Raw genomic sequence first — 25,591 nt, 5'->3', positions numbered from 1 at the left:
AGATTTTCAAATCGTTGCCTTGCCTGTAAAGCAATCCATTCTCGCTGAACCTAGCATCTTGAGGTTACTTGGGTATATACCTTAGAGTCTTAATGTTATTTTGTGTTTATTCAATTATGAATGGAATATATGGCTACCTCAGGAAGAGTGATTATGAATAAAATGAAGTTCCTATCAGTTAATCTTATTTTTTTACCCTTTATTAGCTCGGTTTATGCAAATAATATGAGTGTGCAATGTAGTCAAAATGAAACTGGAGAGCGACTTGAACGAAATGGTTTTACTTACCTAGTTGTCAATAATGAATCTATTAGAGAAGAGGAATTGTTAACTGAACTAGAACAAGGTAGGTTGTCTTTTTGTACCAGTCACGTCACCGATATGAGTTATTTATTTCGTAATAGAACTCAGTTCAATCGTGATATTTCTGATTGGGACACCTCAAATGTTAAAAATATGCAGGGAATGTTCTATAACGCTCGTGTTTTCAATCATGATATTGGCCAGTGGGATACTTCAAAAGTTGATGACATGAGTGGCATGTTTACCTTAGCAAAAGATTTTAATCAGGATATTAATGAGTGGGACACTTCTTATGTTTATAACATGAGTAAAATGTTTTACTCGGCAAGTTCATTTAATCAGCCATTAGACCGCTGGGATACGTCATCTGTCGTCAATATGAATGCGATGTTTTCGTACGCTGAACAATTTAACCAAGATATCAGTGGTTGGGATACGAGCAATGTTTTTGCGATGCATTCAATGTTCAGGGGAGCAAAGCAGTTTAATCAGTCGATAGGCGGTTGGAATATATCGAATGTGTTGCGTACGGATAGGATGTTCCAAGATGCCGATTCCTTTAATCAGTACATTGGTGATTGGAATACTGGTAAGGTGTGGTACATGGATGCAATGTTTTTCGGAGCAGATCAGTTTAATCAAGACATTAGCCGTTGGGACACTTCTAATGTCAAAAATATTGCTTACATGTTCTCAGGTGCATCTGTATTTAACCAAGCTATTGGTCAATGGGATACACACAATGTCACTGTTATGCGCTCAACATTCAGTGATGCCAATGCCTTTGACCATGATATTCAAGACTGGAATACTTCTAAGGTTAAGGATATGAGTTTTATGTTTACGCGCAATCATGCTTTTAATCGTCCCCTAGCTCATTGGGATACTTCGAATGTGGTTGAGATGGAGGGTATGTTTGAGCGCTCAACGGCGTTTGATCAAAATCTAAACGTTTGGAATGTCGATAAAGTAACCAAGTACAAAAACTTTGCTCGAGAAAGTCGGTTGGGTGACTCACAGTTACCCGTATTTATTGAGGTTGATTGACTAGATGGTTAGCGGTGAAGGCTTCACTTATTTAACAAAGAGACGAAGCCTTCCGGGCGTTATTCGATATTTAGGTTTATAGACGTAGCTTTGATTTTTAGATAATTCTCAACAGCACCAGCACCACATTCTCGGCCAAAGCCAGAACTTTTATTCCCGCCGAAAGGAATGTATACCTCACTGGTATAATATTGATTAATATTGACTTGCCCAGCATCGATTTTCTTACTAATTCTTAAGGCTCGAGTAACATCTCGCGTATAGATCCCGGCTTGAAGCCCAAATTCGCTATTGTTAGCGAGACATACAGCTTGCTCCTCGTCCTCAAAGGTTTGCAGGCAGATGACTGGACCAAATATCTCTTGAGTCAATAAGGCAGAGTCGGGGGGGAGGTTGTCGATAATGGTTGGTAAAAAATACAATCCGTTTGGGTGTTCAGGGTCGATATGACGTTTACCACCGATCAAAATTTCTGCACCTTCTTGTATTGCCTGATTCACAAAAGTTTCGATTTTATCTAGCTGAGTTTGGTTATTAATCGCGGCAAACTGACGATCAGTCATTCCATGACCCATATCGCTATTGGCAACTTTACTTGTGAGCTTTTCACTAAATACGTTTTTAATCGACCTATCGAGAATGATTCTTGAAGCGCACGAGCAGACTTGTCCAGAGTTCAAAAAAGATGCTACGAAAACATCTTCAACAGCGCTGTCAATATCAGCATCACCAAAAACAATCGCGGGTGATTTACCACCGAGCTCCATCGTGCATGTTGTCATGTTATTGGCCGCGCACTTGAGTACTTGTGTACCAGTTTTCTTGGAGCCAGTGAAGGTAATATGTTTAATTGCTGGGTGCTGGCAAAGAAGTTCACCGGTGGGCAGGCCAAAACCCGTGATGACATTAATGACACCTGAAGGGAAGTTTATTTCTGCAGTGAGTTGAGCAAATTTTAAGATTGAAGCGGGGGCATGCTCAGAAGGTTTGATGATTACACTGCATCCTGCTGCAAGCGCAGGGGCAATCCCGCGAATACACGTAAATAACGGGAAATTCCAAGGAATGATATGCAAAGTGACTCCCACAGGCTCTTTGATGGTAAAACTCATTTGTGTTGGGTCAATGGGGATAGTTTCACCATGGATTTTGTCACAGAGGCCTGCGTAGAAGCGTAAGAAATCTATACATACTTGGATATCCCCCTGAGCTTCCGAGTATGGCTTTCCAGTATCAATCGCTTCAACTGTGGCAAATTCTTGCAGACATTCTTCCAAAGCCCGCGCTAAATCAAACAGGCAAAGCGCTCGTTCACTTGGTGTCAACTCTTGCCAGTTTTGTTGGCCTTGTGTGGATGAATGAACTGCTTTTTCGATATCATCAGCACATGCAATGGCATTACTCATTAATGGAATGCTCGTGCCGGGATCAATGACAGAGTATCTGTGTGGTGAGTTTGATTGTACCCAAGCCCCATCTATGAATAGCTTGTTATCTTCGGGAAGGTTTAGTGCCTCTATTAACGCTTTCATTGCGGAATAACCGTTATTGTGATTTATCGGGAACCTCGTATCCTAAGCCAAATTTAGGTCAGTAAAAGGTGTAAATGTCAATTCTTAGAGATAGAGCATTGATGAGTAAATGATATTTAATTCTATGTTTTAATTATATTTTTGATTTATATGAGTGACATTGTGATCTAGGCTTTAGTGATAAAAAATAAATACAATTATTTTCTCTAGATTCGATTCTCACCTACGAATAATTTCGCAACTTATGCTGAAATGCAGCAATTCATTCACAGGTAAAAATTAGGGTCTCGAATATGGAAATTGCAAGTATAGAGGAAGAGGAGCAGTCGTTACGTGTTTCATTTAGTGATGGTCAAGTCGCCAGCTTCCCATACCTTTGGCTTAGAGATCATTCCAACTCAGATGAACATTGGGATCGGACCACGAGCCAGCATATCTCAACAGCCAATGATATTTTTTATAACGCGGTACCGGAAAAAATATGTTGTGAAGATGGCGAACGGATAAAAGTGTACTGGAAAGATTCGCATGTTCCCTCAACGTATTTAACCCAGTTTTTAGTTAAAGCGATGAATGAGAAAGATCGACCTGTGACTACACCTAAGCGATGTTTGTGGCAAGTGGCTGATTTAGAATCAACATCAGACTTTAAGTTTCGTCATGAAGACATTTTTACTGAGGAACAATTTGCCAATATTCTTAAGTCACTTGTTGAATATGGCTTTGTTTTACTTCGCGATTGCCCTCCCGACATTGGTACGATAGAGACACTATCTAAACGGTTTTCTTATGCAAGACAAACAATATTTGGTGGGATTTGGGAGTTTAGTGCCAGCAATGATAGAGATGACTCTGCTTATACAGATCTTGCATTGGGAGCCCATACAGATAGTACTTATAGTCACGATGCACCCGGCTTACAGATGCTGCTATGTTGTGAATATGAAGCAATCGGCGGCGCCTCGACTATGGTTGATGGCTTCAAGATCGCTCAAGAGATAAAGCGAACTCAACCTGATTTGTATGCGTTGCTTGAGCAAGCTCCAATCAGTGGCAGCTATGTTGGTGATGGAGTAAGCTTATGTTCAGAAAGGACAGTTCTGCGTAACGACCGTCATGGTATGTTAGAGCAAGTAAGTTTTAACCATTATGATAGGCTACCACTGGGACTTGGCCAACACGATCTTTATGGTGTTTATGAAGCGTTGGCTTATTTTGAAGCACTGGCAGAAAAAGAGCAATATCAGTGGAAGTACACGTTGAAGCCCGGTGAAATGATTATTTTTGATAACTGGCGTGTATTACACGGTCGAGAAGCATTTAAAGGGAAACGAAAGCTTGCAGGTTGTTATATCAACCGAGAGGACTTTGAAAGCACACTTCGTTTAAATAACCCTAATGATTAAAGTTCTAATTGTACAGTACTAATGTACTAACTTCTTATATTGATTGAGCTGAGTGTTAATAGAATTTATCATACTCAGCTCATTAAATATTAATTTCCCGGCTGTGATTACATTTATTTACATCTTTTATTTTCGTTAAGAGCATAGCAATTTTTATTTATTTCCGATTTAATCTTGGCTGCAAAGTGCATGTTGCTTTTCACGGTTTTAATCAAAGTAGGGATAAGATCTCAGCGATATTTTCATCAAATAATGAGCTTAATTTATGGGCTGATACGAATAATATTATTGTTCTGTATCCCCAGGTAAAATAAACGGAAGCGAATCCTTTTTTCTGCTGGGATTGGTGGGGATATACAGGATCTGATTATTCAGTGAAATCTGGGCCTAAATTAAAATCACTCAATAAAATGATAGTGTCACTATACCTAAATATAGATAATGTTGAATAAGTTATCATACGGATACAAAGTAAAATGAAATTATTTTTATATTAATTTTTAAATTCTAACATTATAAATAAAATACGATATTTAAATGTTTTATAGAGTTATTTTTAATGTTTTAAATTAATTTTATTATTTACAATCATTTGTCACTATAAAATATTATATATTCCTGTTTTTTATTTATGGAAATAGATATACCCAAGTGACTTCAAAATGCAGGATTCAGAGCGATGCCACCGTGTTGAATTCAAGGAAAATAACGCAGCGTAATAGTGAACTCTTACCAAGTTGTTTGACGATGAAATCGGCACTGTGGCACGCTCCCAAAGGGCGAGTTGTCTTGCTTTACATGCCTCGTTACCGATTTTCAATTTAGATGACTAGATTTTCAAATCGTTGCCTTGCCTGTTAAGCAAGCCATTCTCGCTGAACCTAACATCTTGAGGTTACTTGGGTATAATCATTTATAAAAGGGACTTTGTATGTTATTCGATATTTTTACAGACAGGTTTAGACAATATGTCATATTCTTCTGCTTTGTATGTACAATCAGCCACACAATGGCTTCAGAATACCAAGAGAAGGATTCAATAGGTTCAACTGAAATCGTTATACCTTTAGAGATAGAACCGAGAATATTGGCCTTGTCTGAACAATATACCGATACTTGGCGAGGTCAGTTTTTAGAAAAGTTCTCGGGCGTGTTTTCAAAGATGCCGACCCCACAAAATGTTGCTCGAAAGGCGATAGAGAATGGTCTTGATAAGCTAGATTTGACTTACATGGAAAACCCCCATATCAACCCTGATCTTACTTTCTTTAACAAGTTTAAGGGGCCGCATCCATTTAGCTCGAAAACATTTACCGGTTACTACCATCACGGGAGTCAATTGATACTATCAATGACACTCACTGAAGCTGCATTAAGTAACGCATTTTATGATCCTGACTTCTTACCGTTTGAGCTCAATGGCGTTTCGGGTATATATATACAAGGGCGTGGTGCCGAGGTTTATGATGAGTCTAATGAAATACAGTTACTGCCCAGTCAGTTACTGAGTATTGTTGAAAGCTCTGATATTCAATCCCAATACGATCAAGCCATCAGAGAATATTTTCATCAGCACGCTGGACAAATATCAGAGCTTAATCGTGAAGCATTTCTTTTTCATGCTATTGAAATGTACTTTCGTGGTTTACTTTCAGCCGAGGAGGTTTTGTTAATCCAGTCGGTCAAGGAAAACCGATACAATGACTTTATCGCCCGCGAGTTCAATATTTATGGTTATAATTCGGATGATATTATCATCATTCAGCCTAGATACAGTGACAATAACAATGGTTTACTCTATGTTCCGGGAATAACAAATCCTCTCATTCCCTTTGATGATCTAAACCACTTAAGGCAGCAGGTCGTTGCTGCCTTTGCCTCTGAAAATATCAGAGTACTCTTCTCTCGACATTTTAGTCTCTATGATCGTCAAGATGGTATCAGTTATTCAGGAGTAGATAGTGCAATTCTAGGCCTCGGACAGAAAAGGTGGGACAAGAGCTATGTATTGCAAGATGGGGGCGAAGTGATCGAGGGAGACATCTTTGTTCACAGAGCTCATTCAACACTGACAAGACTTTTGAGTGATGGCCATACCCAGATTCGCTCTAATGCAGAGGTGCAAAGAGACTATGCAATCAGCATTCTAAATACGATGATGTATCTTACTCCAATTATTGATATTTTGGCTCCTGAAGTTGGTATCCCCCTCGGTATTGCTTTGGGCTCGGCTGATCTGAGTTTGAATATAGATAGGGCAATAATGGGGGATACTGAAGCTGATCGTTATCTTGGCGCCATGGGGGCGGGATTTGATAGCTTTTTCCTAGCTAGCCAACTCATACCTGCAGCCATTGACTATCTCCCCCAAGTAAAACTGACTTCAATCTACTATAAGGGTGGGGATGAGTTAGCACAACTCTTAAAAGGAGAGGAGGAACTCGATCCTTTCAGTTCAATGAAGTTATATCAAGAGAGGATGTTCGATAATGAGCGCATCATTGTTCAAGCTGAATCCGAATTCGAAACGGGCGTTCTAAATGGCGATATCATTTACTCTCTGAAGGGTATAAATCTGGAGAACGATATTAAGATTGGTAAAATAGAAACACAAAAATTTAACTACTACGTTAATTTAACCACTTTGAATGATGGCAGTTTAGCCGTTTCTAATTCAGAGCGACTTATTTTGGATGCTCACGGCGGACGACTAGCCGTACTCGATGCTGATGAAAGCCTTGTCACTCGTCCGAATGAGAGTAAAAGAATGTACGGTGAGGTGATGGATTTACCTCAAGGAATGAAACTGAACTTTTGGGCGCCCGATGACTTTTCCCTAGCAAACCCGATAACATCAGATTTTATCAAGGAAATTGATGACTTATATCCGCACTCACAGCTTTGGGATGGTTACGAGAATGGCTATCGAGTTTTTGGTGTAAAAAATCGCGGTGATCCTGCTACTTTGGCCAGCAACATTCATCGTTTTAATGATGAGGCACAAGAAGTTACAGGTGTTTACTCGCGTGATTTTCGACGTAACACTATTCGGCGTAAAAATGGTACAGAGCACCACGTTAAGGTTGCTAACTATCGATTTTCACACTTTCCTGAATTGGCATCGCAAGAATCTTCGTTGGTTGGCAGTCTGAGAGATTTAATCCTTGAGGGTAAAAAACCACCCATTATCGTGACAGTTCCCGAAACTGCGGGCTCATTGAGAGCACCTAATGCGGCAACCCTGAGCGAATTGTTGAATGAAGTTGGTCAGAAGTTTCCTAAAGTTGATGAAGTTGATGTACTCACTTGCCGCACTGTATTTAGTAAAGATACTCTGAAATCTATATCTGGGGATCGTACTTATGCGGTTAAGTACCCCAGTCGAACTCCCACTCATAGTGATAGCTCAGTGCGTCTTAAGTAGTTTTTATCTTAAGCAAAAAGACCAAAAATTGATTGACATTTGTTCGTTCTCTATATAGAACGTTCTATATAGAGAACAACTTTGGTGCATTGTAATGGAAAAGCCGAGCCTAGATATTTTGGGGCGCAATTTGCAGAGTATCCGTGTGAGTAAAGGGTTATCCCTTTCTCAGCTCGCTCATGATGCTGGTATCGCTAAATCCAATTTATCTCGTATTGAACAAGGAAGTGGTAACCCTACCTTAGATACTCTGTGGCGTTTAGCGATCCAACTTGATGTCCCGTTTGGCTGTTTAGTTGCCTCAATGAATACAGCCATCGGTCATGATGGTGTGCAAGCGAAATTGATTGAGCAGGGGAGAGACGATCCTCAGGTTGATGCATACTGGATGTCTTATGCACCCGACATTGAGCGCCATGCTGAAGCACATTCCAAAGGAACGGTAGAGTCAATTACGGTGATAAGCGGTGAGATTGAAGTTGGGAATCATGGTAAAACTCAACTTTTGAAAGCCGGAGATGCGTTTCGCTTTGCCTCAGACCAGCCACATATGTATCGAACAGGAGAGTTTTGGACCACATTTCTTCTGACCGTCACGTATGGTAGTAAAGGAGCGAATTTATGAATGCGAAAGTCGAGAACTTGGAAGATCGCGCATGGTTAACCGGTATAAAAGATGCCATTCCTTTAATGGGGGGGTACATTCCTGTAGCTATTTCATTTGGCTTGATTTCGCTTCAAGCTGGATTTGGCATATGGGAAACCATCATGATTTCCATCTTGATCTATGCAGGGGCATCACAATTTCTCTTTGTTGCTATGGTCGCATCGGGGGCACCACTTTGGCTGGTCGTCTCTATGACCTTAATGATTAATGCCAGACATGTGGTCTATGGCCCAAACTTGGCGCCTTATTTGTCTAAAAACCCATGGTGGATTGCACTCATGCATGGGCTGACAGATCAGATATTCGCGCTTGCTCATGCTCGCTTGCCACAGATAGCAGAGTCAGACAGGCTAGGCTGGTTTATCGGTTGCTCGATTCTTGGCTGGCTAAGTTGGGTCGGAGGGACCGCGCTGGGGGCCTTCGCAGGAGAGGGGTTAATTTCTCGTTGGCCGCTACTTGGAGACGTTTTACCTTTTGCATTGCCTGCTTTGTTTTTTGTTCTTTTGATCCCTCGTTTCAATTCTATGTTATGGGTGATTACTTTACTTGGTGCCATTGTCAGCGCCATTTGTATTAAGCTCTACGGCTTGACGAATCTTTCTATTCCTCTGGGAGCGGCTATCGGAGCATGTTTGTATTACCTAGTTAGAAATCGACAAACCATTCGGAGAAGTACAAATGAGCTTTGAAATGTGGATAGCCACAGGTGTTATTGCACTAGGAACCTTTCTCATGCGTGCATTACCCTTTGTGCTTATGATGCGCAAAATGTCATCCAAGTCAGGTGAGAATCTGACCGAGCAAATGCCACTGTGGTTAAGTATATTGGGTCCGACTATGGTGGCCGCGATGTTTGGTGCGTCACTGGTACCGACACATCCATCATCTGCAACTTGGATAGCCACCGCTTTTGGCGTGCTTGGAACATTACTTTTCTGGTTCTGGCGTCGTAGCATGGGATTGCCAGTTTTTGCTGGTGTAGCTATTTATGGTGTCGTTTTATATATGCTACGGATTTATTCCTAATGACTTTATTTGGCTGTTAAAGCTGTGCTGACCTTTTATCAAGGTCAGCTTAATGGTAATTAACGGTAAATTGCAAAAATCCAGCGGCAAGGGTCTGCTACCTTAAGGGTGGTTTCGAGGACACTGGTGAGCTCTACCTTGGTGGTCCGGCGGGCCCACAACATATTATGCGAGCACAAATCTAGTACTTCTAAGTTGATCGTATATCAATGGTTTTGCTTGGAGGGGAGACGCTTCTCAGCATTCAAATAATTCTTCACCATTATTCAGCACAATAACTCTGCTACTACACCGTGTAATGGCTCTGATGAGCTTGAAGCTGTGGAGTATCTTTAACGTTGTTGCTTCATTCATGACCGTTGACCAATATTGCTTTGACTCGGGAGCACCCAACCCTATCAATCAATATAAGGTTTATCGCTAACTGATTTGGTCCATCGCCACGAGTCTTTATTATTGTCTCAATTGTCAGTAGCTTGCTCTATTGACACCTTAAACTTGCCTTTTCTACAGACGGATACTTGCGCCTTCATCGAGACAGTGGCGAATGAGTTCTAGAGACCACAATTTATCTAAGTTTTTTGTGTCATTCAATCTAATTAATAAAAAACATCACTATCTAGTTGAAAATAAACAAATAATTTTATTGTATCTACTAATAGGTATATAAAGTTGTTGACCTGAAAAAAATATGACCTTAGAGTAAAAATCACTAACGAAGAGATGAGTTCCCTCTCACTAAACCTGCAAATTGGAGAACCTCATTCTTTAAAGGCTTCAATTTATAGATAAGTAATGTACACGACATCAAATAATAACGAGGATATATCATGAATAACTCACCACTAAATGGCATCAAACTAGACGACCTTGCGACTTACACTCAAGTAATCACTGAAGATGCAACGCAGGCAGTCTCTGAATACGGTATTGTTGCTGAATGGAAAGGCGGCGTTCACAGTGAAATTCGAACTTTGAATCAAAAGGTTGGCGGAAAAGAAATTATCAAAGACTTTAGTTTTCAAGTTGGTGAACCAGAAGAGCTATTGGGCAACAATGCATACCCAACGCCTCAAGATTATTTATTGGGAGGTATGGCAGGTTGTATGATGGTGGGCTTTGTAGCTGGCGCTAGTTCTCGTGGCATCAAACTAGATTCAATAAAGTTAACCATCAAGGGTGCCCTGGATTTACGTGGTTTCCTCAACGTGAGTGAAGAGGTGCCAGTTGGCTTTGATGAAATACAATTTAAATTTGAGGTAAAAGGTGATGGAACACAAGCTGACTACGATGAGGTGATTGCAAGTGTACAGCAATTCTCTCCAAACTATCGCACAATTAGCGATGCAGTAAAGGTTTCAGCAATCGTTGCTTAAGTGTAAGTTTATAATTAAAAATTGCATTTTTTCAATGTGTTAAGCCTATATTTTGATATAGGCTTTTTAACAATTAAAGATTTTTCACTGTGATAAAATTTTCTGCAATGGCCATAAACATCCGATCTGAACTGCAGCGCGCGTTTGCACTGACCAGTGCCTTAGAGTAATCGTTAATAGTGCGTAGTAATTGTACGTAGTCATCTTTGCGACTATTGGTACTCTCAATATGCAATGTTGTTGCAGAAGGGCAGCCTTCTAAACCCCATCCCTCTGCTGTTTCAACAAACCAACTTCCATCGTGGCCCACCGATATTTGGCTAATAGGTCTTGGTTCTGTTACCAATATTTCTGGCGTCTTAGTATAGTTTCTTGCTGTCGAAAATAATGAAATACTCATCAAAATAAAAAGTAGTAGTACTCTCATGGTTCACCTCATATAAAAACTAAGTTTAAGATTACAATGAAGTTTTAACTTTTAAAACAGTGTTTTTAATGTTCACTTAACGTTTATAAATCAGAAATTTGAGTCTTATGTTTTTAGTTTTCTTTATTAATTAAATGAAACTTATTTAATATATTATTTATACTTACTGCCCTATTTATATAAATTTTGTATCTCTAATTTTTATCAAACAGCAGCTTCGTTGATTTGTGTATGTTCGACATTGATTCCACTTTTACGATTATAAATTGAACTGAATAAATAATAGTTATATCAACCTATGTATAACAATAATTTGGTTTTATTTTTTGACATTCAAAATTATGGTTTTCTGATTGTGGGTGTTTTATTTTTTCTGGAAGTGTTTGTTATTTAAATCAATGGATTATAGAGGATTTTCCAAGTTTATTTTTTGGGTTCCTCTTACCTTTCTTTGTTGTTTTTAATAGCCGAAATGCGTCTTTTTTAAAGTTGCAATGAGGCTGGTTGGAACATTAAGACAATATAGTGGATATATTTATGAAGCATATAAAAGAAATAAAAATTGGTATATTACTAATAACGTCGCTACTTTTTGTATCAAGCTCTTTCGCCTCAGCGAGTCTACCTCAAAAACCAAAAGGAGCGGCGGAAAAAGTACGTGTCACTTACACAGCAGGAAGAAACCCCAAATCAATTATGCCTGTTAGATTATTGGAAGGTATAGAAATCTGGCCAGCATCGAATGAATCAAATATTACGCATTACAACGTATATTGGGGGGATGTACTTAATAATAAGTTAGGTCTGCTCCTCGCACCTCGATTAGCAAAAATTGATGCTAAGAAAGACGGAAGTGTCTTAGAGTATGAATTTCCAGAAAATTTTAAAATGGAAGTAGGTGCCTTTTATATTTTGGTGTGCAGCGCCAATGAGTATGGTGAATATTGTCCTAAAGAGAATAACTTTGAGAAAATTACTGACCCATTACTCAGCATTTACAACAAGCTCAACCATGTGAAAGGACTGGTGGGGGACAATCAGCACCTCCCTGGAGTAGAGCTAATGGCAACATGTTCAGACTTAATTTGTAACGGGAATGAGACGCCTGAATCGTGCCCATCTGATTGTGGGGAGTATGGCCAAGCATCCTTTAATTTTATGGTGCTGTGCGATGAAGCATCGCTCCAGTCAGTTTATCATCCGACAAGCGTGGAAGAGATCCAATCCATTGTTAAGTTGGCCAACAAGAATGGCGTTAGGATAAAGGTGTCTAGTGGTCAGACTAAGAATAATACGGCGGGCTCTGCATCAGGTATTATTTGTACCGACGGCATTACCATGATTATGGATAAATTTGATCATTCTCAAGCTGAGTTAGACATGAAGCTAGAAACCTTTGAAGGTATTCAAGTTGTCAACGTTGCTTCTGGTACCAACTTGCATGAGCTAGGAGAGTGGTTATTTGAGCGTGATAAAGGGCTCGGCTATATCCATTTGGGATGGCGTCACGCCTCTGTTGCAGGAGCGATTGGTACTTCAGCGCATGGTAGCTCACCAAAGAATCGTAATATCCTTAGTCACTCGGTCGTTTCGATGGACATTGTTGGTTCCGATGGTCAATTAAGAACATATAGCCGTGGCACCACGGGGAAGACGGACCCTGATTTGTGGAAGTCTGTTCTGACCCATATGGGGTATTTTGGCATTATCACTCGATTAAGGCTTGAAGTGCAGCCAGCAACTAATACTCATGTAAAAATTACCTTTCATGATGAAAAAGAGCTTTTTGAGGAGAACCGTAAAGGGAGCGTAATCGCCGATATTAAAGAATGTGATTATGGCCAATACAATTGGTTTCCTAGTCTTGGGCAGTATTTAAGAACTTGTGGAAAAACGACTACAGCAAAGTCTGAGTTGGGAGCAAATAACCGATTAATTTTCCCTTATGTTGATACCTCGAGTCTTAGTATCGAAGAGACGATGCAAGCGTTTCAGGTTGGCAGTGCAGATCCTTCGATTGATACCCACCAAAGTATGGCTTATCTGCGCCGAAATGGTTGGCATATTACTCCACCGCTCATAAAGACAATCGCTGGTGAAACCCGCTATACCACCAATGCAATAGGGCCGACACACCGAATCATATCGAGTAAGCTGATTGATAATGTTGGGCGTGAGATGCGTCAGATGGACTGGGAGGTGGCGGTGCCTGAAGAAAACGCTCAGGCTGCCATTGAGTATATTCGTGATTGGGCGAAAGGATTCAATAATGCGAATAGAAGTATGCCTGTTCCATTGATCGGTATTTTTATTCGCTTTTCAAAGATAGAAGATGCGTCTTTGATGGCTTACACAGGTGCGGGCAATGGGTTTACCGATGGAACAACTGCCATGCATATAGAGCTACCGATTTTTGTTCCCATTGGTCTATCCGATCAGGAGTTTAACCATTACATGGGGCCTTATGAAGAAGCGATGCGTATGTTGATCACTAAACATGGCGCTAGAGCACACTGGGGAAAGAATACCCACTCAAAGGACTCCTGGGTCTTTGAGTTGCAGCGTGATATCGGTGCTTACGGAGACTTTTTGGATCGTTATAGTGCCAAAATTGGTCAAGTTGATCCAAACGGTATGTTCGCCAATAAATTTGCTAAGTCAATTGGTATAAAATATCCGAACTTTATTTATCCTAAGGATTGGTAATTCAGCTTATGTTGATACCTAAACTTTTTTACCTTGTTTGGGTATCCATTTTGGAAAATGTTTAAATCCAGAAAAGCAGCGACTTTTCCTGAGGGCGCTGCTTTTAGTATCGTACCAGTCTAGAAACATTCAATATTAACGCAAGGCGAATTGATACTAAATGATACGCTGACCTTAATCATCCGCACTTTTGGGGAAAATACCTGATGTTACCTCACAAGCGAATTTTTGAGCTGATGTGGTGATAGCCTGACTAGCGTGCATATATTGTTTTGAAAATGGAGGCCATCGACTCCCAAGGCCTAATGCGTCGTTGGTGACTAAGACCTGACCATCACAATCAGAGCCAGCCCCAATGCCAATGGTTGGAATTATTAATTCATTGGTTATCGATTGTCCAAGTGAGTCGGGGATGTGTTCCAGAACCAACATAAATGCGCCCGCCTTCTCAATTGCCCTTGCTTCTGATAAGACAGTTTGTGCCTCTTGCTCTGACTGTCCGACTTTTTTAAAGTTTTTTGAAGTCTGGGGAGTGAGTCCTGTATGCCCAACGACATCAATTCCATCTTGGACGAGATGAGCGATTACATCAATTTTTGCCCCCTCAAGCTTGATGCTATCGGCGCCAGCTTGGATAAGTCTTTTGGCATTGATTAGCGCAATTTCAGGTGAGCGATCAGTGAGATAGGGTAGATCGCCAATAATATGAGTATTGGGCGCGCCTCGTCTAACAGCACCTAAGTGGTATTCTATATGTTCTATAGTGACGTCTCTTGTAGTTGAGAACCCCATTTCAACCATTCCAACCGTATCGCCTACCAGTATAATTGGTATACCGGCCGACTCGATACTTGCGGCAACTGGAAAAGTGTAAGCGGTGAGCATAGGTATACGCTGGTTTCCTTTCATATCGACAAAAGCTTGTGGATTAATTTTCACATGATTTCCTCTCATTGGGCTTCCTTGCCCTAAAATGATTAAGAATTAATTTTTTTTCAATAAAATCATTTTATTATCATCATTGGGACATGATTTTTTCAGTGTGGATCTCATTTGAAAGTTAACCCTCTAAATTGATTATTGACAGAGTTTTTCTGGGTGTAACGTGTTTTGGATCACTAAAAAATGGTAACACAATTCGGGAATTAGATGGGTCATTTCTGAGAACTAAATACGGAGATGTTTGCAAATTTGCACTATTATCTTTCACTTTTGTTTGTAAATTTCTATTAGTTTTTTTAAGGCAAGTAAGATATAGTCCACAAATGGATAAGTCTTGCGCATTCATAGAGTTATAGTAGTAAAGTTCTATGTCTCGTCAGTCGTTGTAGCGCAGCTTGTTTTGGCTAATCCGCTAAGCGGATTTTGAGTTTGTCGTGTGCAATTCGGATAGGGTTCCGATTATGCCAAGATTAACTTTTAGTTGTGTACAATGATATCTAACAGCAAGGAGACACATGATGGAAAATTGGGCAGACTTTTTCCCTTATTTTGCAATGGGATTTAAGCTTATCGTTCTAGGCATCGCTGCGTTCTTTGCCATTAAGTGGCACGTTGACCAAGACAGATTGGCGAAGGAAAAGAAAAATAATACGCCTTCCGCTTAGGAACTATTACAAATAACAATAAATAACCGCCAAAGAGGGCGGTTTTTTTATAGTTGAAAATTTAGTTATTTCATACTGTAAGTAGATACTGCTAGGTTATTTACAATGAAACTTACGCGATGCTAAAGCTTTGAACAAGCTTACGGGGTTAGGTATGCCTGAAACGCGTTGGCTCTATCTCTAAATTTAATTACGCAACAGAGCCTTATGAAACCTAGCGTCGTTAGCTAGGCTCCTGATAGTTCAGATTACAGTACTTTCATCATGGTAGCACGACAGTAATCATCAGCGGTTGTGTAATATACTTGTACTTTTAGGTTTGCTGACTTTGCAAGCATCAATGTGGACAATAAGCTTTTGTTGCCACTTTCATTAACGTAATTGTTATCTAGCCAAAAAGTTTCAATTTGTTTGGAACAAAAACTAATTTTTCTATCGACGGTAAAATACCTCAAAGATTCCCGCCCATCTACAAGAATGGACTTGATGAAGAAAACACCACTGTGCTGCGTTCCACTCGGCTCTCCAGAGGCATGCGCATAGGATAAGCTTAGGGTTAATCCCATGAATGTAATAAAACGTTTCAACTTCAATTTTCCTTTATAATTACCAGTCATAAGAATAATAACTTGATGAAGACAAAAAATATATAATGATGCTTTAAGAAACCTAACCAGAATTGAGCTAACAGTTCTTCTAAGTGGGGACTCTTTCAATTATTCATCGATACTGTACAAGGGGCTTTTATTGATACAGTGTTACTTCGCCCCTTATTGATTCATCTATGTACTTTTCACTCGACCAATCAATTACAAAGCAGTTACCTTAGGCTCCTTAGTGTCCTCTCCAATAAACCCACCCGTCTGGTGCGCCCAGAGCTGAGCGTAAATGCCGCCACGACTGACTAACTCATGATGAGTGCCTTGCTCAACTATATTACCTTTATCAAGCACGATTAGGCGGTCCATGGCCGCAATGGTGGAAAGTCGATGTGCGATGGCAATAACCGTCTTTCCTTGCATTAGTTCATTTAGGCTTTCCTGAATCGCCGCTTCAACTTCTGAATCGAGAGCAGAAGTCGCTTCATCAAGAATCAGTAGTGGTGCATTTTTTAGCAGAACTCGTGAAATAGCGATTCTTTGCCTCTGTCCACCCGAGAGTTTTACACCGCGTTCACCGACTTGCGCATCGTAGCCACTGTTTCCGAAAGGGTCACTCAAGTCCTGAATAAAGTCGTGCGCGTGTGCTTGATGCGTTGCTCGTAATAAATCCTCGTTTGTCGCATTCGGTTTTCCATATAGGATGTTATCGCGAATTGAGCGATGGAGTAGGGAGGTATCTTGAGTTACCATACCGATACTACTACGAAGCGAATCTTGGGTGATTCTGGCAATGTTCTGTCCATCAATGCAGATCTCACCATCTTCAACATCATGAAAGCGGAGTAGGAGATTAACCAAGGTTGACTTACCTGCTCCGGAGCGTCCAACTAAGCCCACTTTTTCACCAGGTTTAATATTGAGGTTTAGACCACTGATAACTCCTTTTTCTTTCTCTCCATAATGAAAGTGGACATTTTTAAATTCTATGCCACCTTGTTCAACTTTTAGAGGTTTCGCTTCATTATCATCAACTATATCAACAGGTTTTGAAAGGGTTTTCATTCCATCCACGACTGTGCCCATGTTCTCAAATAACGCACCGACCTCCCACATGATCCACATTGACATACCATTGATCCGTAATGCTAATGCAATGGCAATGGCAATAGAACCAATACTGATTGCATTCTCCATCCATAAATAGATCGAGAGCGTACTGATTGAAAAAACTAACACATAATTGGTGATCTCAACCGCGATATCAAAACCAGTGACCAATCGCATTTGACGGTAAACCGTATTTAGGAAACCGGTCATTCCTTGCTCTGCATACTCAGTTTCGCGTTGGTTATGAGAGAAGAGTTTTACTGTGGTGATATTGGTGTAGCTATCAACAATACGACCTGTCATCGTTGAGCGTGCATCGGCCTGCTCTGAAGCAACATTTTTTAGTTTAGGGACAAAATAGACTTGAATACTGACATAACTAATGAGCCAAACAAGCATCGGGATCATTAGGCGCCAATCCGCCTGTGCCAGGAGCACAACCATGGAAGTAAAATAGACGGATACGTAAACAAAGACATCCATGGTTTTCATCACGGTCTCTCTTACCGCAAGTGAAGTTTGCATGACTTTTGTTGCTATACGCCCTGCAAAATCATCTTGATAAAAGTTGACGCTCTGTTTGAGAAGGTGGCGATGAGCTAGCCAACGTATTGACATTGGATAGTTACCTAACAATGTCTGGTGAGTTAGTAATGAGTAGCCTGTGATGACAACCGGCATGATAATTAACAGAAGTGTGCCGTAAAGAATCAATTCAGATTTGTTGTCTTGCCAAAATGTTTCTGGATTACTGTTGGAGAGCCAATCGACTAAGTTCCCCATGGCACCGAATAGTGAGACCTCGACAATCGCCACAAAGGTTGCAAGTATGGACATGATAATGAGGGGCTTTTCAAATCCACGCGTATAGTGGCGACAAAATGCGAAGATGCCTGATGGAGGTTGTGATGGCTCTTTTTCTGGAAAAGGCTGAGTGAACCTCTCGAATTTTTTAAACATAAGGTGATTCCTAAGTTTACGACGGCAACAGGAGTGAGATGAGCAAAAGCGCGCTAACGCTAATTTTATACTGTTAGTTAATGAAATGTAATCAGTTTATTATTATTTAAATTGCATATTATTTTATAAAGCCTCATAAATTGAATTTATAAGTAAATATTGCTGTAAAACTCATTTATAGGAGTTAAATTAGCTGCATTTTTAGGGCTTCTTCATGATATTCAGTAAATGTTTGCTTAACATTTTGCATACAATAAAAACGGTATTTAAAATTAACAGAGTAAAACAGGATGTTAGAACAGCGTATGCCTCAGCAGGAAAAACAAAAGATCCAACAGAATGCAAATTGTGTTGTCATGGTACCTCCCAAAGAGTTCGCATTTAACTCTCAAACCGCTCAGGATAATGAATTTCAAAATCAGGTCGTTGAAACAACGGCAGAAATCAGAGCGGCGGCAATGAGAGAGTTTCACTCTATGGTTGAACAATTGCGTGATGTTGGCGTGCAAGTCGTTGTTTTTGACTACCCAGTCGGTGAGATTGAAACACCAGATGCTGTTTTTCCTAACAATTGGTTCAGTACCACGCAAGGTGGTGCGTTGTACACCTTTCCTATGGCTTGTGAGAACCGTCAGCATGAAGTTAAAGTGGCTGCATTAGTGGAAACTCTTAAACAAGCGAATCGTCCAGTTTTCTCACAGGATAGTCTTATTTCATACCTTGGACAAAAAGCCTTCTTAGAAAGCACTGGTGTGATGGTCAAAGACCACATTTCGCGAACAATTTACGCTGCACTTTCTCAGCGTTGTGATCGAGAGGTTTTGGAGGATTACGCTCAGCGTATAGGATATAATCGTGTTATATCGTTTCAGACACTATTACCATCGGGTAAACCCATCTACCACACCAATGTAATGATGGCGATTGGAGAAGAATTTTGTGTGATTTGTGACGAGGTAATTCCTGAATTTGAACGACGTTTCGTAATTAAATCATTAGCGAAAGACAAGCAAGTTATTTCGATTTCCATCGACCAAATGAACCAGTTTTGCGGCAATATATTGCAATTAGAAACCGGTTCTGGTGATAAAGTTATTGCCATGTCGCAGTCAGCTTACGATGCCTTTTCGCCATCTCAGCTCACGCAGCTATCAAGTCATGGCAAACTGATGCCATTTGATGTAAAGACTATCGAAAACATTGGTGGCGGGAGTGTCCGATGTATGCTGGGAGAAATCTTTTTAGCTGCTAAAAGCTAGCACTCGTTAGAAATTTATACACAAGGCTGATGATTTATTCGTCGGCCTTTTTTATTTTGTTATGAATATATTGTCTTTTTTATCATCAAAGGTTAAAATTGAACGGTGTTTTTTATTTTAGAGTAATGTGACGTGAGAAGTTATCGTACTTTCGGAGCTGTCCTATTATCCTTGCTCTTAGTTGGATGTGCGACTTGCACCTCTGACTATAAGCCCAAAAAAGGTTCTGGCAAAATTGTCGCTTTTGGTGATTGTTCAGATGGCGCTGTCGAAGTGAGCTTAGACAATTCTGATGTGAGGGTTTCTATGAGTGCTGGGAACTCAACAAAAGAGATCTTTGTTGATGTAAAGGTAACCGTGACAGACGAATTGGCAAACATTAATAATGTTTACTTCTTTCCAGAGCGGTTGGAGTTTCCTCAAGCTGAGGGAAAGCACAAGATAAAGCTTATCTATTATCATACTCAACAAGAATCAAAAAAAGCGGCAGTGATACTGAGTCGACGTATTAAGATTTCGAGCGAGTCTGATATAGGTAATGTTGAAATAAGATTTTTACCAGGTGCGATAAGTGTGGGAGATAAGCTGTCAAAAGGAGCGCAACTGAGTTTTGATCGCAGCACAACATATAGGGCAGTTCATGATGCAGTTGCGATGTCGTTTATACAAGCTTTGTTTTTACAGTAACAGATAGATTGAAAACACTTTTAGTGGGAAGTTGTCTTACTTTGTTTGCTTAGCTGCTATTTTCACTTGAGTGGCCATTGAATCGATATCTAGGATTATACTAGCATCTGTCGTTGAAGCAATGTGAGGTAGTTGCCAGTAAATGTTAGCGCTAAGAAGTAAGCGCCCCCCGCCAAGCTCTACCTACACAAACATGCCTGATTCGGATAATTATATATACCTTATCGGCTGGTATAGCAAAGCGAAGAGCGCTAATTTTTTAAATAGTGAGTGTCAACAACTCTACACCTAGGATACCACTTAGACTCATTACAACTAGCAGTGAAATCTTAAAGACAGATTTTGACCACTGAACATAGTTATCGTTGTCTACTTTTCGAAAGGTTGCTCTGGTCCACATATAACAGACAAATGCGGTTACCGCTAAGTACTCGTAGCCTGTCTGCCCGAAAAGAAATAAAGCGAGAGCAATTACAGAGAAAGCGACAACATAAGCTTTCATGTGACGGTGTGCCTTTTCAATCCCTTCTTTGACAGGTAAAACCGGTATGTCCGCATCTTTATAATCTTGCATTCGGAACATGGCAATGGCATATGAATGTGGCATTTGCCAAAGACAGAACATCGCGAAGAGTAAAATGGCCTCTAAGCTAATGTAGTTAGTCACGGCAAGGTAGCCAACTAGAGGAGGGACTGCGCCTGAGATACTCCCGACCAATGTACCGTATACAGAGGTGCGCTTGTACCACATGGTGTAGAAAAAGACATAGAAAATGTAACCGAGTAACACCATCACCGCAGACAATGGATTTGCAAGCTGAAATAACAATGCAGTTCCAGAAAAAAGCAATACTAGTGCATAGATAAATGCATAATCGACATTAACTGCACCATTAGCAAGCGCTCGGTTTTGTGTTCGCTGCATTTTTACATCAATATCACGATCAAAGATGTTGTTAACAACACAGCCAGAAGCGATAACAAACCCGACACCCGCCAAAGTAGCGAGTAGCAAAGAGATACTCGCGCTCTCTGTCTTTGCGGCTAGGAAGAACCCAGCCGCAACAGAGATCAGGTTGCCGAAAATGATGCCCGGTTTAGTAATAGACAAATAATTTTTCAGCATTCCTTGGCCTACAATTTCATATTTGCTGTCATATTGTAAATAATCCAAACCGAACCAGCGATCAGAATTAAAACAATGATGGCAGTAAACGCTAGTGACACAATGTTCCACTGACCTTCAGAGGTTTTGGCCTCCATGTGTAGGAAGTATTTAAAGTGCACTAGTATTTGTACGATAGCACAGCCGAACAGCAGCGCATAAGTCACGCCGTTTGGCAGAGCTTTCGTGTAAGCTAGGTAAAATGGAATCACTGTTAAAATGAGTGATGCCACGAAGCCTTTCACGTAATCAGAAGAACTTGTTTCTACATGCTGACCCATTACATTACCCCCATTAAGTACACGATGGTAAATACACAAATCCAAACGATATCAAGGAAGTGCCAGAATAAGCTTAAGCAGCTAAAACGCATCGCCATGTTTTCGTTTAAGCCCTTTGTTGAAAGTTGGTGGTAGCACACTGCCAACCATACTAGGCCAAAGGTTACGTGTAGGCCGTGAGTACCTACTAGAGTAAAGAATGCAGAAAGGAACGCACTTTCTTGTGGTCCATAGCCCGCTTCGATCAGATGATGAAACTCATAAATTTCCATTGCAATAAAGCCAACACCAAGAAGGAATGTCACCTTCATCCAGCGTTTTAGGCCAGCTATATCATTGCGTTTCATTGCGATCATGCCGAAACCAAAAGTAATACTACTGAATAGCAGTAACATGGTTTCAACAAATACAAATGGAAGTTCAAATATGTCTTTACCTGTCGGACCGCTTATCGAGCCAGTTTCGAGCACTGCATAGGTTGCAAACAAGGTTGCAAACAAAATACAGTCGCTCATCAAGTAAATCCAGAAACCGAACAGTTTATTACCGTTGGTATCATGATGGTGATCATGATCGTGAGAAGCTGCATTAGCTTGCATACGTCACCTCCAGATCATCTTTCTTATTGTCATCTTGTACTGTCTTCTTACCAGCGGCAGCATACTTCGCACGACGCTCTGCTTCGATGGCTTTTATCTCTTCAACTTCAACGTAGTAATCGACGTCGTCGTTGTAGCTATGACGAATGCATGTCACAACCATGCCAATAAAGCTTGCGGCAGCTAACCACCAGATGTACCAAATCATGGCAAAACCGAATACTAGTGACCAACCTGATAGGTAGATACCTGTCGGAGTATTTTTCGGCATATGAATACGCTCGTACTCGACTTCTTTCATCGGATCAAACTCACCACTTTGCTTTTGATACCAGAAGTTGTCGACTTCGTCGCCTTTTGGCAGATGAGCAAAGTTATAGAATGGTGGTGGTGAAGATGTTGACCATTCAAATGTACGTGCATCCCACGGGTCACCAGTTAAATCTAGGTTTTGTTCGCGGTCGCGAATACTTACGTAGATTTGAATGAACTGACAAGCAATACCCATAGCGATAACAGCTGTACCAGCTGCTGCAACTGAGAGTAGTGGTAAGAACTCAGGGTTAATATCTTGACTTAAACGACGCGTCATACCCATAAAGCCCAGGGCATATAGAGGTAGGAAAGCCATCAAGAAACCAATAATCCACAAATAGAATGCGCGCTTACCCCAAGTTTCATTCATTGTGAAACCCGTTGCTTTGGGGAACCAGTAAGCCATACCCGCAAAACAACCAAATACAACGCCACCAATAATTACGTTATGGAAGTGTGCGATTAGGAACACTGAGTTATGTAAAACAAAGTCAGCACCTGGCACGGCAAGTAGAACCCCTGTCATACCACCTACGGTAAAGGTGATCAGGAAACCTACTGTCCAAAGCATTGGGGTCGTGTACGTGATTCGACCTTTGTACATAGTGAACAGCCAGTTGAATATTTTAACCCCGGTAGGGATCGAAATAATCATGGTAGCTATACCGAAGAAGGCATTAACGTTGGCGCCTGAACCCATCGTAAAGAAGTGATGTAGCCATACGATGAACGCAAGGATTGTGATAGCTATGGTTGCCCATATTAAGGACGTATAGCCGAATAACTTTTTGCGTGCAAAGGTTGCAGTTACTTCAGAGAAAACACCGAACAAAGGAAGTACTAATATGTATACTTCTGGGTGGCCCCATGCCCAAATCAAGTTGACGTACATCATTACATTGCCGCCAAGATCATTGGTAAAGAAGTGCATTCCCAAATATCTATCTAGAGTAAGCAGTGCGATCGTTACCGTAAGGATCGGGAATGATGCAATGATGAGGACGTTGGCACACAAGGATGTCCATGTAAATACAGGCATCTTCATGATAGGCATAGATGGGGTGCGCATTTTCAGGATGGTCACTAGGAAGTTCACACCTGTCAGTGTCGTACCGACCCCGGATATTTGCAGAGCCCATATCCAATAATCTACCCCGACCCCAGGACTAGCCTCGATTCCAGAAAGAGGAGGATAGGCCAACCAGCCAGTTTGGCCAAACTCGCCTAAACCTAATGACATGTTGGTCAAAATTACACCAACAACAAACAGCCAGAAGCTCAAGTTGTTCAAATATGGGAATGCAACATCACGAGCACCGATTTGCAACGGCACAACAATATTCATCAAGCCAATTACTAACGGCATGGCAACGAAGAAAATCATGATTACACCGTGAGCGGTGAAAATCTGGTCGTAGTGATGAGGCGGCAAATATCCTGCTTCGCCAGCTGCAGAGAGCAATTGCTGACTACGCATCATCACTGCGTCAGCAAAGCCTCGTATCAACATAATCATCGCAACAGCGATGTACATAAAGCCGAGTTTTTTATGGTCTACAGAGATAAACCATTCGTTCCACAGGTACTGCCATTTCCCTGCTTTAGTTATCGCGAACACGACAGCCATACCCACAAGTGCTACCACAGTTAAGGTAGTTACGATAATGGGATCGTGGTATGGAATCGAGTCGAGAGTTAATCTTCCAAACATTACGATTATCCTTGGTTTTCAGGTAAACAGTTCATTGAACCAGGATGCTGGGTCACGACATCAGTGAACAAGAATGGCGGCACACTAGAGAACAGAGTCACAGGCGCTGCAATACTAGGCTCAGCAAGAGCACTATATTGTTCCCAGTCTTCGATGCGATCTGGACTTGCTTTTACTTCCTGCACCCAATTGAGGAATGCGGCGCGGTCAGGCAGTGCAGTCGCAGTAAACTTCATCTGAGAAAAACCTTCGCCACTATAGTTAGACGCAAAGCCTCTAAAATCACCTTCGTGGTTGGCGATGAGGTTTAGCTTTGTCACCATTCCCGGCATCGCATAAATCTGTGAACCAAGGCGTGGGATAAAGAAGGCGTTCATGATGTTGTCTGATGTGAGTTTGAACTTCACAGGAACGTCTTTAGGAAATGCAACGTAATTAACTGTAGCAATCTGATGGTCAGGATAGATGAATAACCATTTCCAATCGAGAGCAACCACTTCGATTGTCATAGGCTCTACATCACTGACTAGGGGCTTTGAAGGCTCCATTTCATGTGTCGAGTGCCACGTGATTGTTGCAAGTATCGCGATGATGATGAGTGGGACTGTCCATACCACCACTTCAATCTTGGTAGAGTGTGCCCATTCAGGCGCGTACTCTTCATCTGTTGTGTTGGTCGCACGATATCGGTATGCGAAGTAAACCGTCATCAAAATCACAGGGATAACGACGATTAACATCAACAAAAGTGCTGTAATAATCAGCTCTTTTGCTTGGACACCGATGGCGCCTTTAGGGTCAAGCAAAGCAGAATTACATCCCGACAGGAAAAGCACGGCAGTCGCCAGGCTTCCTCTTGACAAGATGCTTTTATATCTTGAGGCTTCCATTAACTTTCTCGATGTTTGTCCGGTTTCAGAGATTTCTGAAGGCCGGTTGTTATATTCATTAGAATGTTTATGTGTTGAGCGTGAGTAGGATTGGATGGCAAAGTGGAACTTTTTCACCTTAATTTTCACGCTCAGACCGGGAAAATGAGAGGCTTGTCCAGTTTCACTTGGACATGCAATTCTACAACCGCGGTATTATGCTGTTTTTAATAAAAAAGCTCATTAACCGATATTGGAATCTAACCTTCCAATAATGGAAGTGAACCAGGGATTTGTTTTGAAAATCAAAGTGTTTATACTTACGTGCTACTTTTTAATTCTTTTTAAAACATTGGCTTACGATGTTTTTGTCTCGGATTTTTCGTTTGAGGGCAAGAATTGAATTAACAATCATTAATACAATTTTTTTGCTAAAATTTGTGATATTGATCAATTTTATGTTTTCTCGTATCAATGCTGCAAGGAGAGCACAATCCCACGCTTTTTTATCCCCA

The 25,591-nt window shown here is 40.9% G+C and carries 21 protein-coding genes and 1 pseudogene; 12 read left to right on the top strand and 10 right to left on the bottom strand.

Annotated features, from left to right (window positions below):
- The first annotated feature begins 153 nt into the window (after window positions 1-153).
- A complete protein-coding gene (locus tag RH40_RS01175; protein WP_009599416.1) occupies window positions 154-1,350 on the top strand; it encodes a BspA family leucine-rich repeat surface protein in 1,197 nt (398 codons plus the stop codon).
- A gap of 59 nt (window positions 1,351-1,409) precedes the next feature.
- Here RH40_RS01175 and RH40_RS01170 read toward each other — a convergent pair whose 3' ends face one another.
- Window positions 1,410-2,882, bottom strand: coding sequence for an aldehyde dehydrogenase family protein (locus RH40_RS01170; protein ID WP_009599415.1), 1,473 nt, complete (start codon window positions 2,880-2,882; stop codon window positions 1,410-1,412).
- A gap of 293 nt (window positions 2,883-3,175) precedes the next feature.
- Here RH40_RS01170 and RH40_RS20000 point away from each other — a divergent pair, with 293 nt between their 5' ends.
- The 7 genes and pseudogenes from RH40_RS20000 (at window position 3,176) to RH40_RS01140 (ending at window position 10,781) form a co-directional block, all read left to right on the top strand.
- A complete protein-coding gene (locus RH40_RS20000; RefSeq protein WP_009599414.1) occupies window positions 3,176-4,288 on the top strand; it encodes a trimethyllysine dioxygenase in 1,113 nt (370 codons plus the stop codon).
- A gap of 931 nt (window positions 4,289-5,219) precedes the next feature.
- Window positions 5,220-7,712, top strand: a complete 2,493-nt coding sequence (locus tag RH40_RS01160) for a dermonecrotic toxin domain-containing protein (protein ID WP_039953938.1) — start codon at window positions 5,220-5,222, stop codon at window positions 7,710-7,712.
- Window positions 7,713-7,806: 94 nt separating this feature from the next.
- Window positions 7,807-8,337, top strand: coding sequence for a helix-turn-helix domain-containing protein (locus tag RH40_RS01155; RefSeq protein WP_009599412.1), 531 nt, complete (start codon window positions 7,807-7,809; stop codon window positions 8,335-8,337).
- Window positions 8,334-9,068: an AzlC family ABC transporter permease gene (locus RH40_RS01150; protein ID WP_009599411.1), complete on the top strand. Its 735-nt coding sequence runs from the start codon at window positions 8,334-8,336 to the stop codon at window positions 9,066-9,068. Before RH40_RS01155 ends, RH40_RS01150 begins: the two co-directional genes overlap by 4 nt.
- Window position 9,069: 1 nt before the next feature.
- Complete coding sequence (locus RH40_RS01145; protein WP_241209853.1) at window positions 9,070-9,405, top strand: AzlD domain-containing protein; 336 nt, start codon at window positions 9,070-9,072, stop codon at window positions 9,403-9,405.
- A gap of 59 nt (window positions 9,406-9,464) precedes the next feature.
- Window positions 9,465-9,590: pseudogene (locus RH40_RS21010) on the top strand (GNAT family N-acetyltransferase); the annotation flags it as partial.
- A 645-nt stretch (window positions 9,591-10,235) separates the two neighbouring features.
- The gene (locus RH40_RS01140) at window positions 10,236-10,781 is read left to right on the top strand and encodes an OsmC family protein (protein WP_009599409.1); all 546 of its coding nucleotides are present in this window, start codon (window positions 10,236-10,238) and stop codon (window positions 10,779-10,781) included.
- Between the two features lie 73 nt (window positions 10,782-10,854).
- On the opposite strand, the gene RH40_RS01135 is transcribed toward RH40_RS01140, so the two are convergent.
- Window positions 10,855-11,208, bottom strand: coding sequence for a hypothetical protein (locus RH40_RS01135; RefSeq protein ID WP_009599408.1), 354 nt, complete (start codon window positions 11,206-11,208; stop codon window positions 10,855-10,857).
- Window positions 11,209-11,745: 537 nt separating this feature from the next.
- Here RH40_RS01135 and RH40_RS01130 point away from each other — a divergent pair.
- A complete protein-coding gene (locus RH40_RS01130; RefSeq protein ID WP_009599407.1) occupies window positions 11,746-13,914 on the top strand; it encodes an FAD-binding protein in 2,169 nt (722 codons plus the stop codon).
- Window positions 13,915-14,088: 174 nt separating this feature from the next.
- On the opposite strand, the gene panB is transcribed toward RH40_RS01130, so the two are convergent.
- The gene (gene panB / locus RH40_RS01125; RefSeq protein ID WP_039953965.1) at window positions 14,089-14,853 is read right to left on the bottom strand and encodes a 3-methyl-2-oxobutanoate hydroxymethyltransferase; all 765 of its coding nucleotides are present in this window, start codon (window positions 14,851-14,853) and stop codon (window positions 14,089-14,091) included.
- Window positions 14,854-15,371: 518 nt separating this feature from the next.
- Here panB and RH40_RS20770 point away from each other — a divergent pair.
- The gene (locus RH40_RS20770) at window positions 15,372-15,521 is read left to right on the top strand and encodes a hypothetical protein (RefSeq protein ID WP_158091813.1); all 150 of its coding nucleotides are present in this window, start codon (window positions 15,372-15,374) and stop codon (window positions 15,519-15,521) included.
- A gap of 248 nt (window positions 15,522-15,769) precedes the next feature.
- On the opposite strand, the gene RH40_RS01120 is transcribed toward RH40_RS20770, so the two are convergent.
- Window positions 15,770-16,108 carry a hypothetical protein gene (locus RH40_RS01120; RefSeq protein ID WP_139056832.1) on the bottom strand — a complete coding sequence of 113 codons (339 nt, stop codon included), beginning with the start codon at window positions 16,106-16,108 and terminating at the stop codon, window positions 15,770-15,772.
- Between the two features lie 222 nt (window positions 16,109-16,330).
- Window positions 16,331-18,190: an ABC transporter ATP-binding protein gene (locus RH40_RS01115; protein WP_009599403.1), complete on the bottom strand. Its 1,860-nt coding sequence runs from the start codon at window positions 18,188-18,190 to the stop codon at window positions 16,331-16,333.
- Window positions 18,191-18,480: 290 nt separating this feature from the next.
- On the opposite strand from RH40_RS01115, the gene RH40_RS01110 reads away from it, so the two are divergent.
- Both RH40_RS01110 and RH40_RS01105 read left to right on the top strand, forming a co-directional pair.
- The gene (locus RH40_RS01110) at window positions 18,481-19,449 is read left to right on the top strand and encodes an arginine deiminase-related protein (RefSeq protein ID WP_009599402.1); all 969 of its coding nucleotides are present in this window, start codon (window positions 18,481-18,483) and stop codon (window positions 19,447-19,449) included.
- A gap of 132 nt (window positions 19,450-19,581) precedes the next feature.
- Window positions 19,582-20,136, top strand: coding sequence for a hypothetical protein (locus RH40_RS01105; RefSeq protein WP_009599401.1), 555 nt, complete (start codon window positions 19,582-19,584; stop codon window positions 20,134-20,136).
- A gap of 259 nt (window positions 20,137-20,395) precedes the next feature.
- Here the strand turns inward: RH40_RS01105 and cyoE are convergent, their stop codons facing one another.
- Genes cyoE through cyoA form a run of 5 tightly spaced genes read right to left on the bottom strand, consistent with a single transcriptional unit; the run spans window position 20,396 to window position 25,097 of the window.
- Complete coding sequence (gene cyoE, locus RH40_RS01100; RefSeq protein WP_009599400.1) at window positions 20,396-21,262, bottom strand: heme o synthase; 867 nt, start codon at window positions 21,260-21,262, stop codon at window positions 20,396-20,398.
- 8 nt (window positions 21,263-21,270) lie between these two features.
- A complete protein-coding gene (cyoD, locus tag RH40_RS01095) occupies window positions 21,271-21,582 on the bottom strand; it encodes a cytochrome o ubiquinol oxidase subunit IV (protein ID WP_009599399.1) in 312 nt (103 codons plus the stop codon).
- Window positions 21,582-22,181, bottom strand: a complete 600-nt coding sequence (cyoC, locus tag RH40_RS01090) for a cytochrome o ubiquinol oxidase subunit III (protein ID WP_009599398.1) — start codon at window positions 22,179-22,181, stop codon at window positions 21,582-21,584. The genes cyoD and cyoC overlap by 1 nt, the downstream gene beginning before the upstream one ends.
- Window positions 22,171-24,207, bottom strand: a complete 2,037-nt coding sequence (gene cyoB / locus RH40_RS01085; protein ID WP_009599397.1) for a cytochrome o ubiquinol oxidase subunit I — start codon at window positions 24,205-24,207, stop codon at window positions 22,171-22,173. Before cyoB ends, cyoC begins: the two co-directional genes overlap by 11 nt.
- A 5-nt stretch (window positions 24,208-24,212) precedes the next feature.
- A complete protein-coding gene (cyoA, locus tag RH40_RS01080) occupies window positions 24,213-25,097 on the bottom strand; it encodes a ubiquinol oxidase subunit II (protein WP_009599396.1) in 885 nt (294 codons plus the stop codon).
- Between the last annotated feature and the right edge of the window lie 494 nt (window positions 25,098-25,591).

Origin of the sequence: Vibrio caribbeanicus ATCC BAA-2122, assembly GCF_000165125.1 — a bacterium.
Lineage (GTDB): Bacteria > Pseudomonadota > Gammaproteobacteria > Enterobacterales > Vibrionaceae > Vibrio > Vibrio caribbeanicus.
Note: the sequence above shows the minus strand (reverse complement) of the source record. Positions and strands in the feature narration are given on the sequence as shown.

Bases quoted from the DNA above. Each gene is read 5' to 3' on its own strand.
- RH40_RS01140 (WP_009599409.1), top strand. From the start codon at position 10,236: ATGAATAACTCACCACTAAATGGCATCAAACTAGACGACCTTGCGACT.
- cyoA (WP_009599396.1), bottom strand. From the start codon at position 25,097: ATGGAAGCCTCAAGATATAAAAGCATCTTGTCAAGAGGAAGCCTGGCG.
- RH40_RS01150 (WP_009599411.1), top strand. From the start codon at position 8,334: ATGAATGCGAAAGTCGAGAACTTGGAAGATCGCGCATGGTTAACCGGT.
- cyoB (WP_009599397.1), bottom strand. From the start codon at position 24,207: ATGTTTGGAAGATTAACTCTCGACTCGATTCCATACCACGATCCCATT.
- RH40_RS01175 (WP_009599416.1), top strand. From the start codon at position 154: ATGAATAAAATGAAGTTCCTATCAGTTAATCTTATTTTTTTACCCTTT.
- RH40_RS20770 (WP_158091813.1), top strand. From the start codon at position 15,372: ATGATGGAAAATTGGGCAGACTTTTTCCCTTATTTTGCAATGGGATTT.
- RH40_RS01135 (WP_009599408.1), bottom strand. From the start codon at position 11,208: ATGAGAGTACTACTACTTTTTATTTTGATGAGTATTTCATTATTTTCG.
- cyoD (WP_009599399.1), bottom strand. From the start codon at position 21,582: ATGGGTCAGCATGTAGAAACAAGTTCTTCTGATTACGTGAAAGGCTTC.
- cyoE (WP_009599400.1), bottom strand. From the start codon at position 21,262: ATGCTGAAAAATTATTTGTCTATTACTAAACCGGGCATCATTTTCGGC.
- RH40_RS01160 (WP_039953938.1), top strand. From the start codon at position 5,220: ATGTTATTCGATATTTTTACAGACAGGTTTAGACAATATGTCATATTC.
- RH40_RS01130 (WP_009599407.1), top strand. From the start codon at position 11,746: ATGAAGCATATAAAAGAAATAAAAATTGGTATATTACTAATAACGTCG.
- RH40_RS01110 (WP_009599402.1), top strand. From the start codon at position 18,481: ATGTTAGAACAGCGTATGCCTCAGCAGGAAAAACAAAAGATCCAACAG.
- RH40_RS01145 (WP_241209853.1), top strand. From the start codon at position 9,070: ATGTGGATAGCCACAGGTGTTATTGCACTAGGAACCTTTCTCATGCGT.
- RH40_RS01170 (WP_009599415.1), bottom strand. From the start codon at position 2,882: ATGAAAGCGTTAATAGAGGCACTAAACCTTCCCGAAGATAACAAGCTA.
- RH40_RS01115 (WP_009599403.1), bottom strand. From the start codon at position 18,190: ATGTTTAAAAAATTCGAGAGGTTCACTCAGCCTTTTCCAGAAAAAGAG.
- cyoC (WP_009599398.1), bottom strand. From the start codon at position 22,181: ATGCAAGCTAATGCAGCTTCTCACGATCATGATCACCATCATGATACC.
- RH40_RS20000 (WP_009599414.1), top strand. From the start codon at position 3,176: ATGGAAATTGCAAGTATAGAGGAAGAGGAGCAGTCGTTACGTGTTTCA.
- RH40_RS01155 (WP_009599412.1), top strand. From the start codon at position 7,807: ATGGAAAAGCCGAGCCTAGATATTTTGGGGCGCAATTTGCAGAGTATC.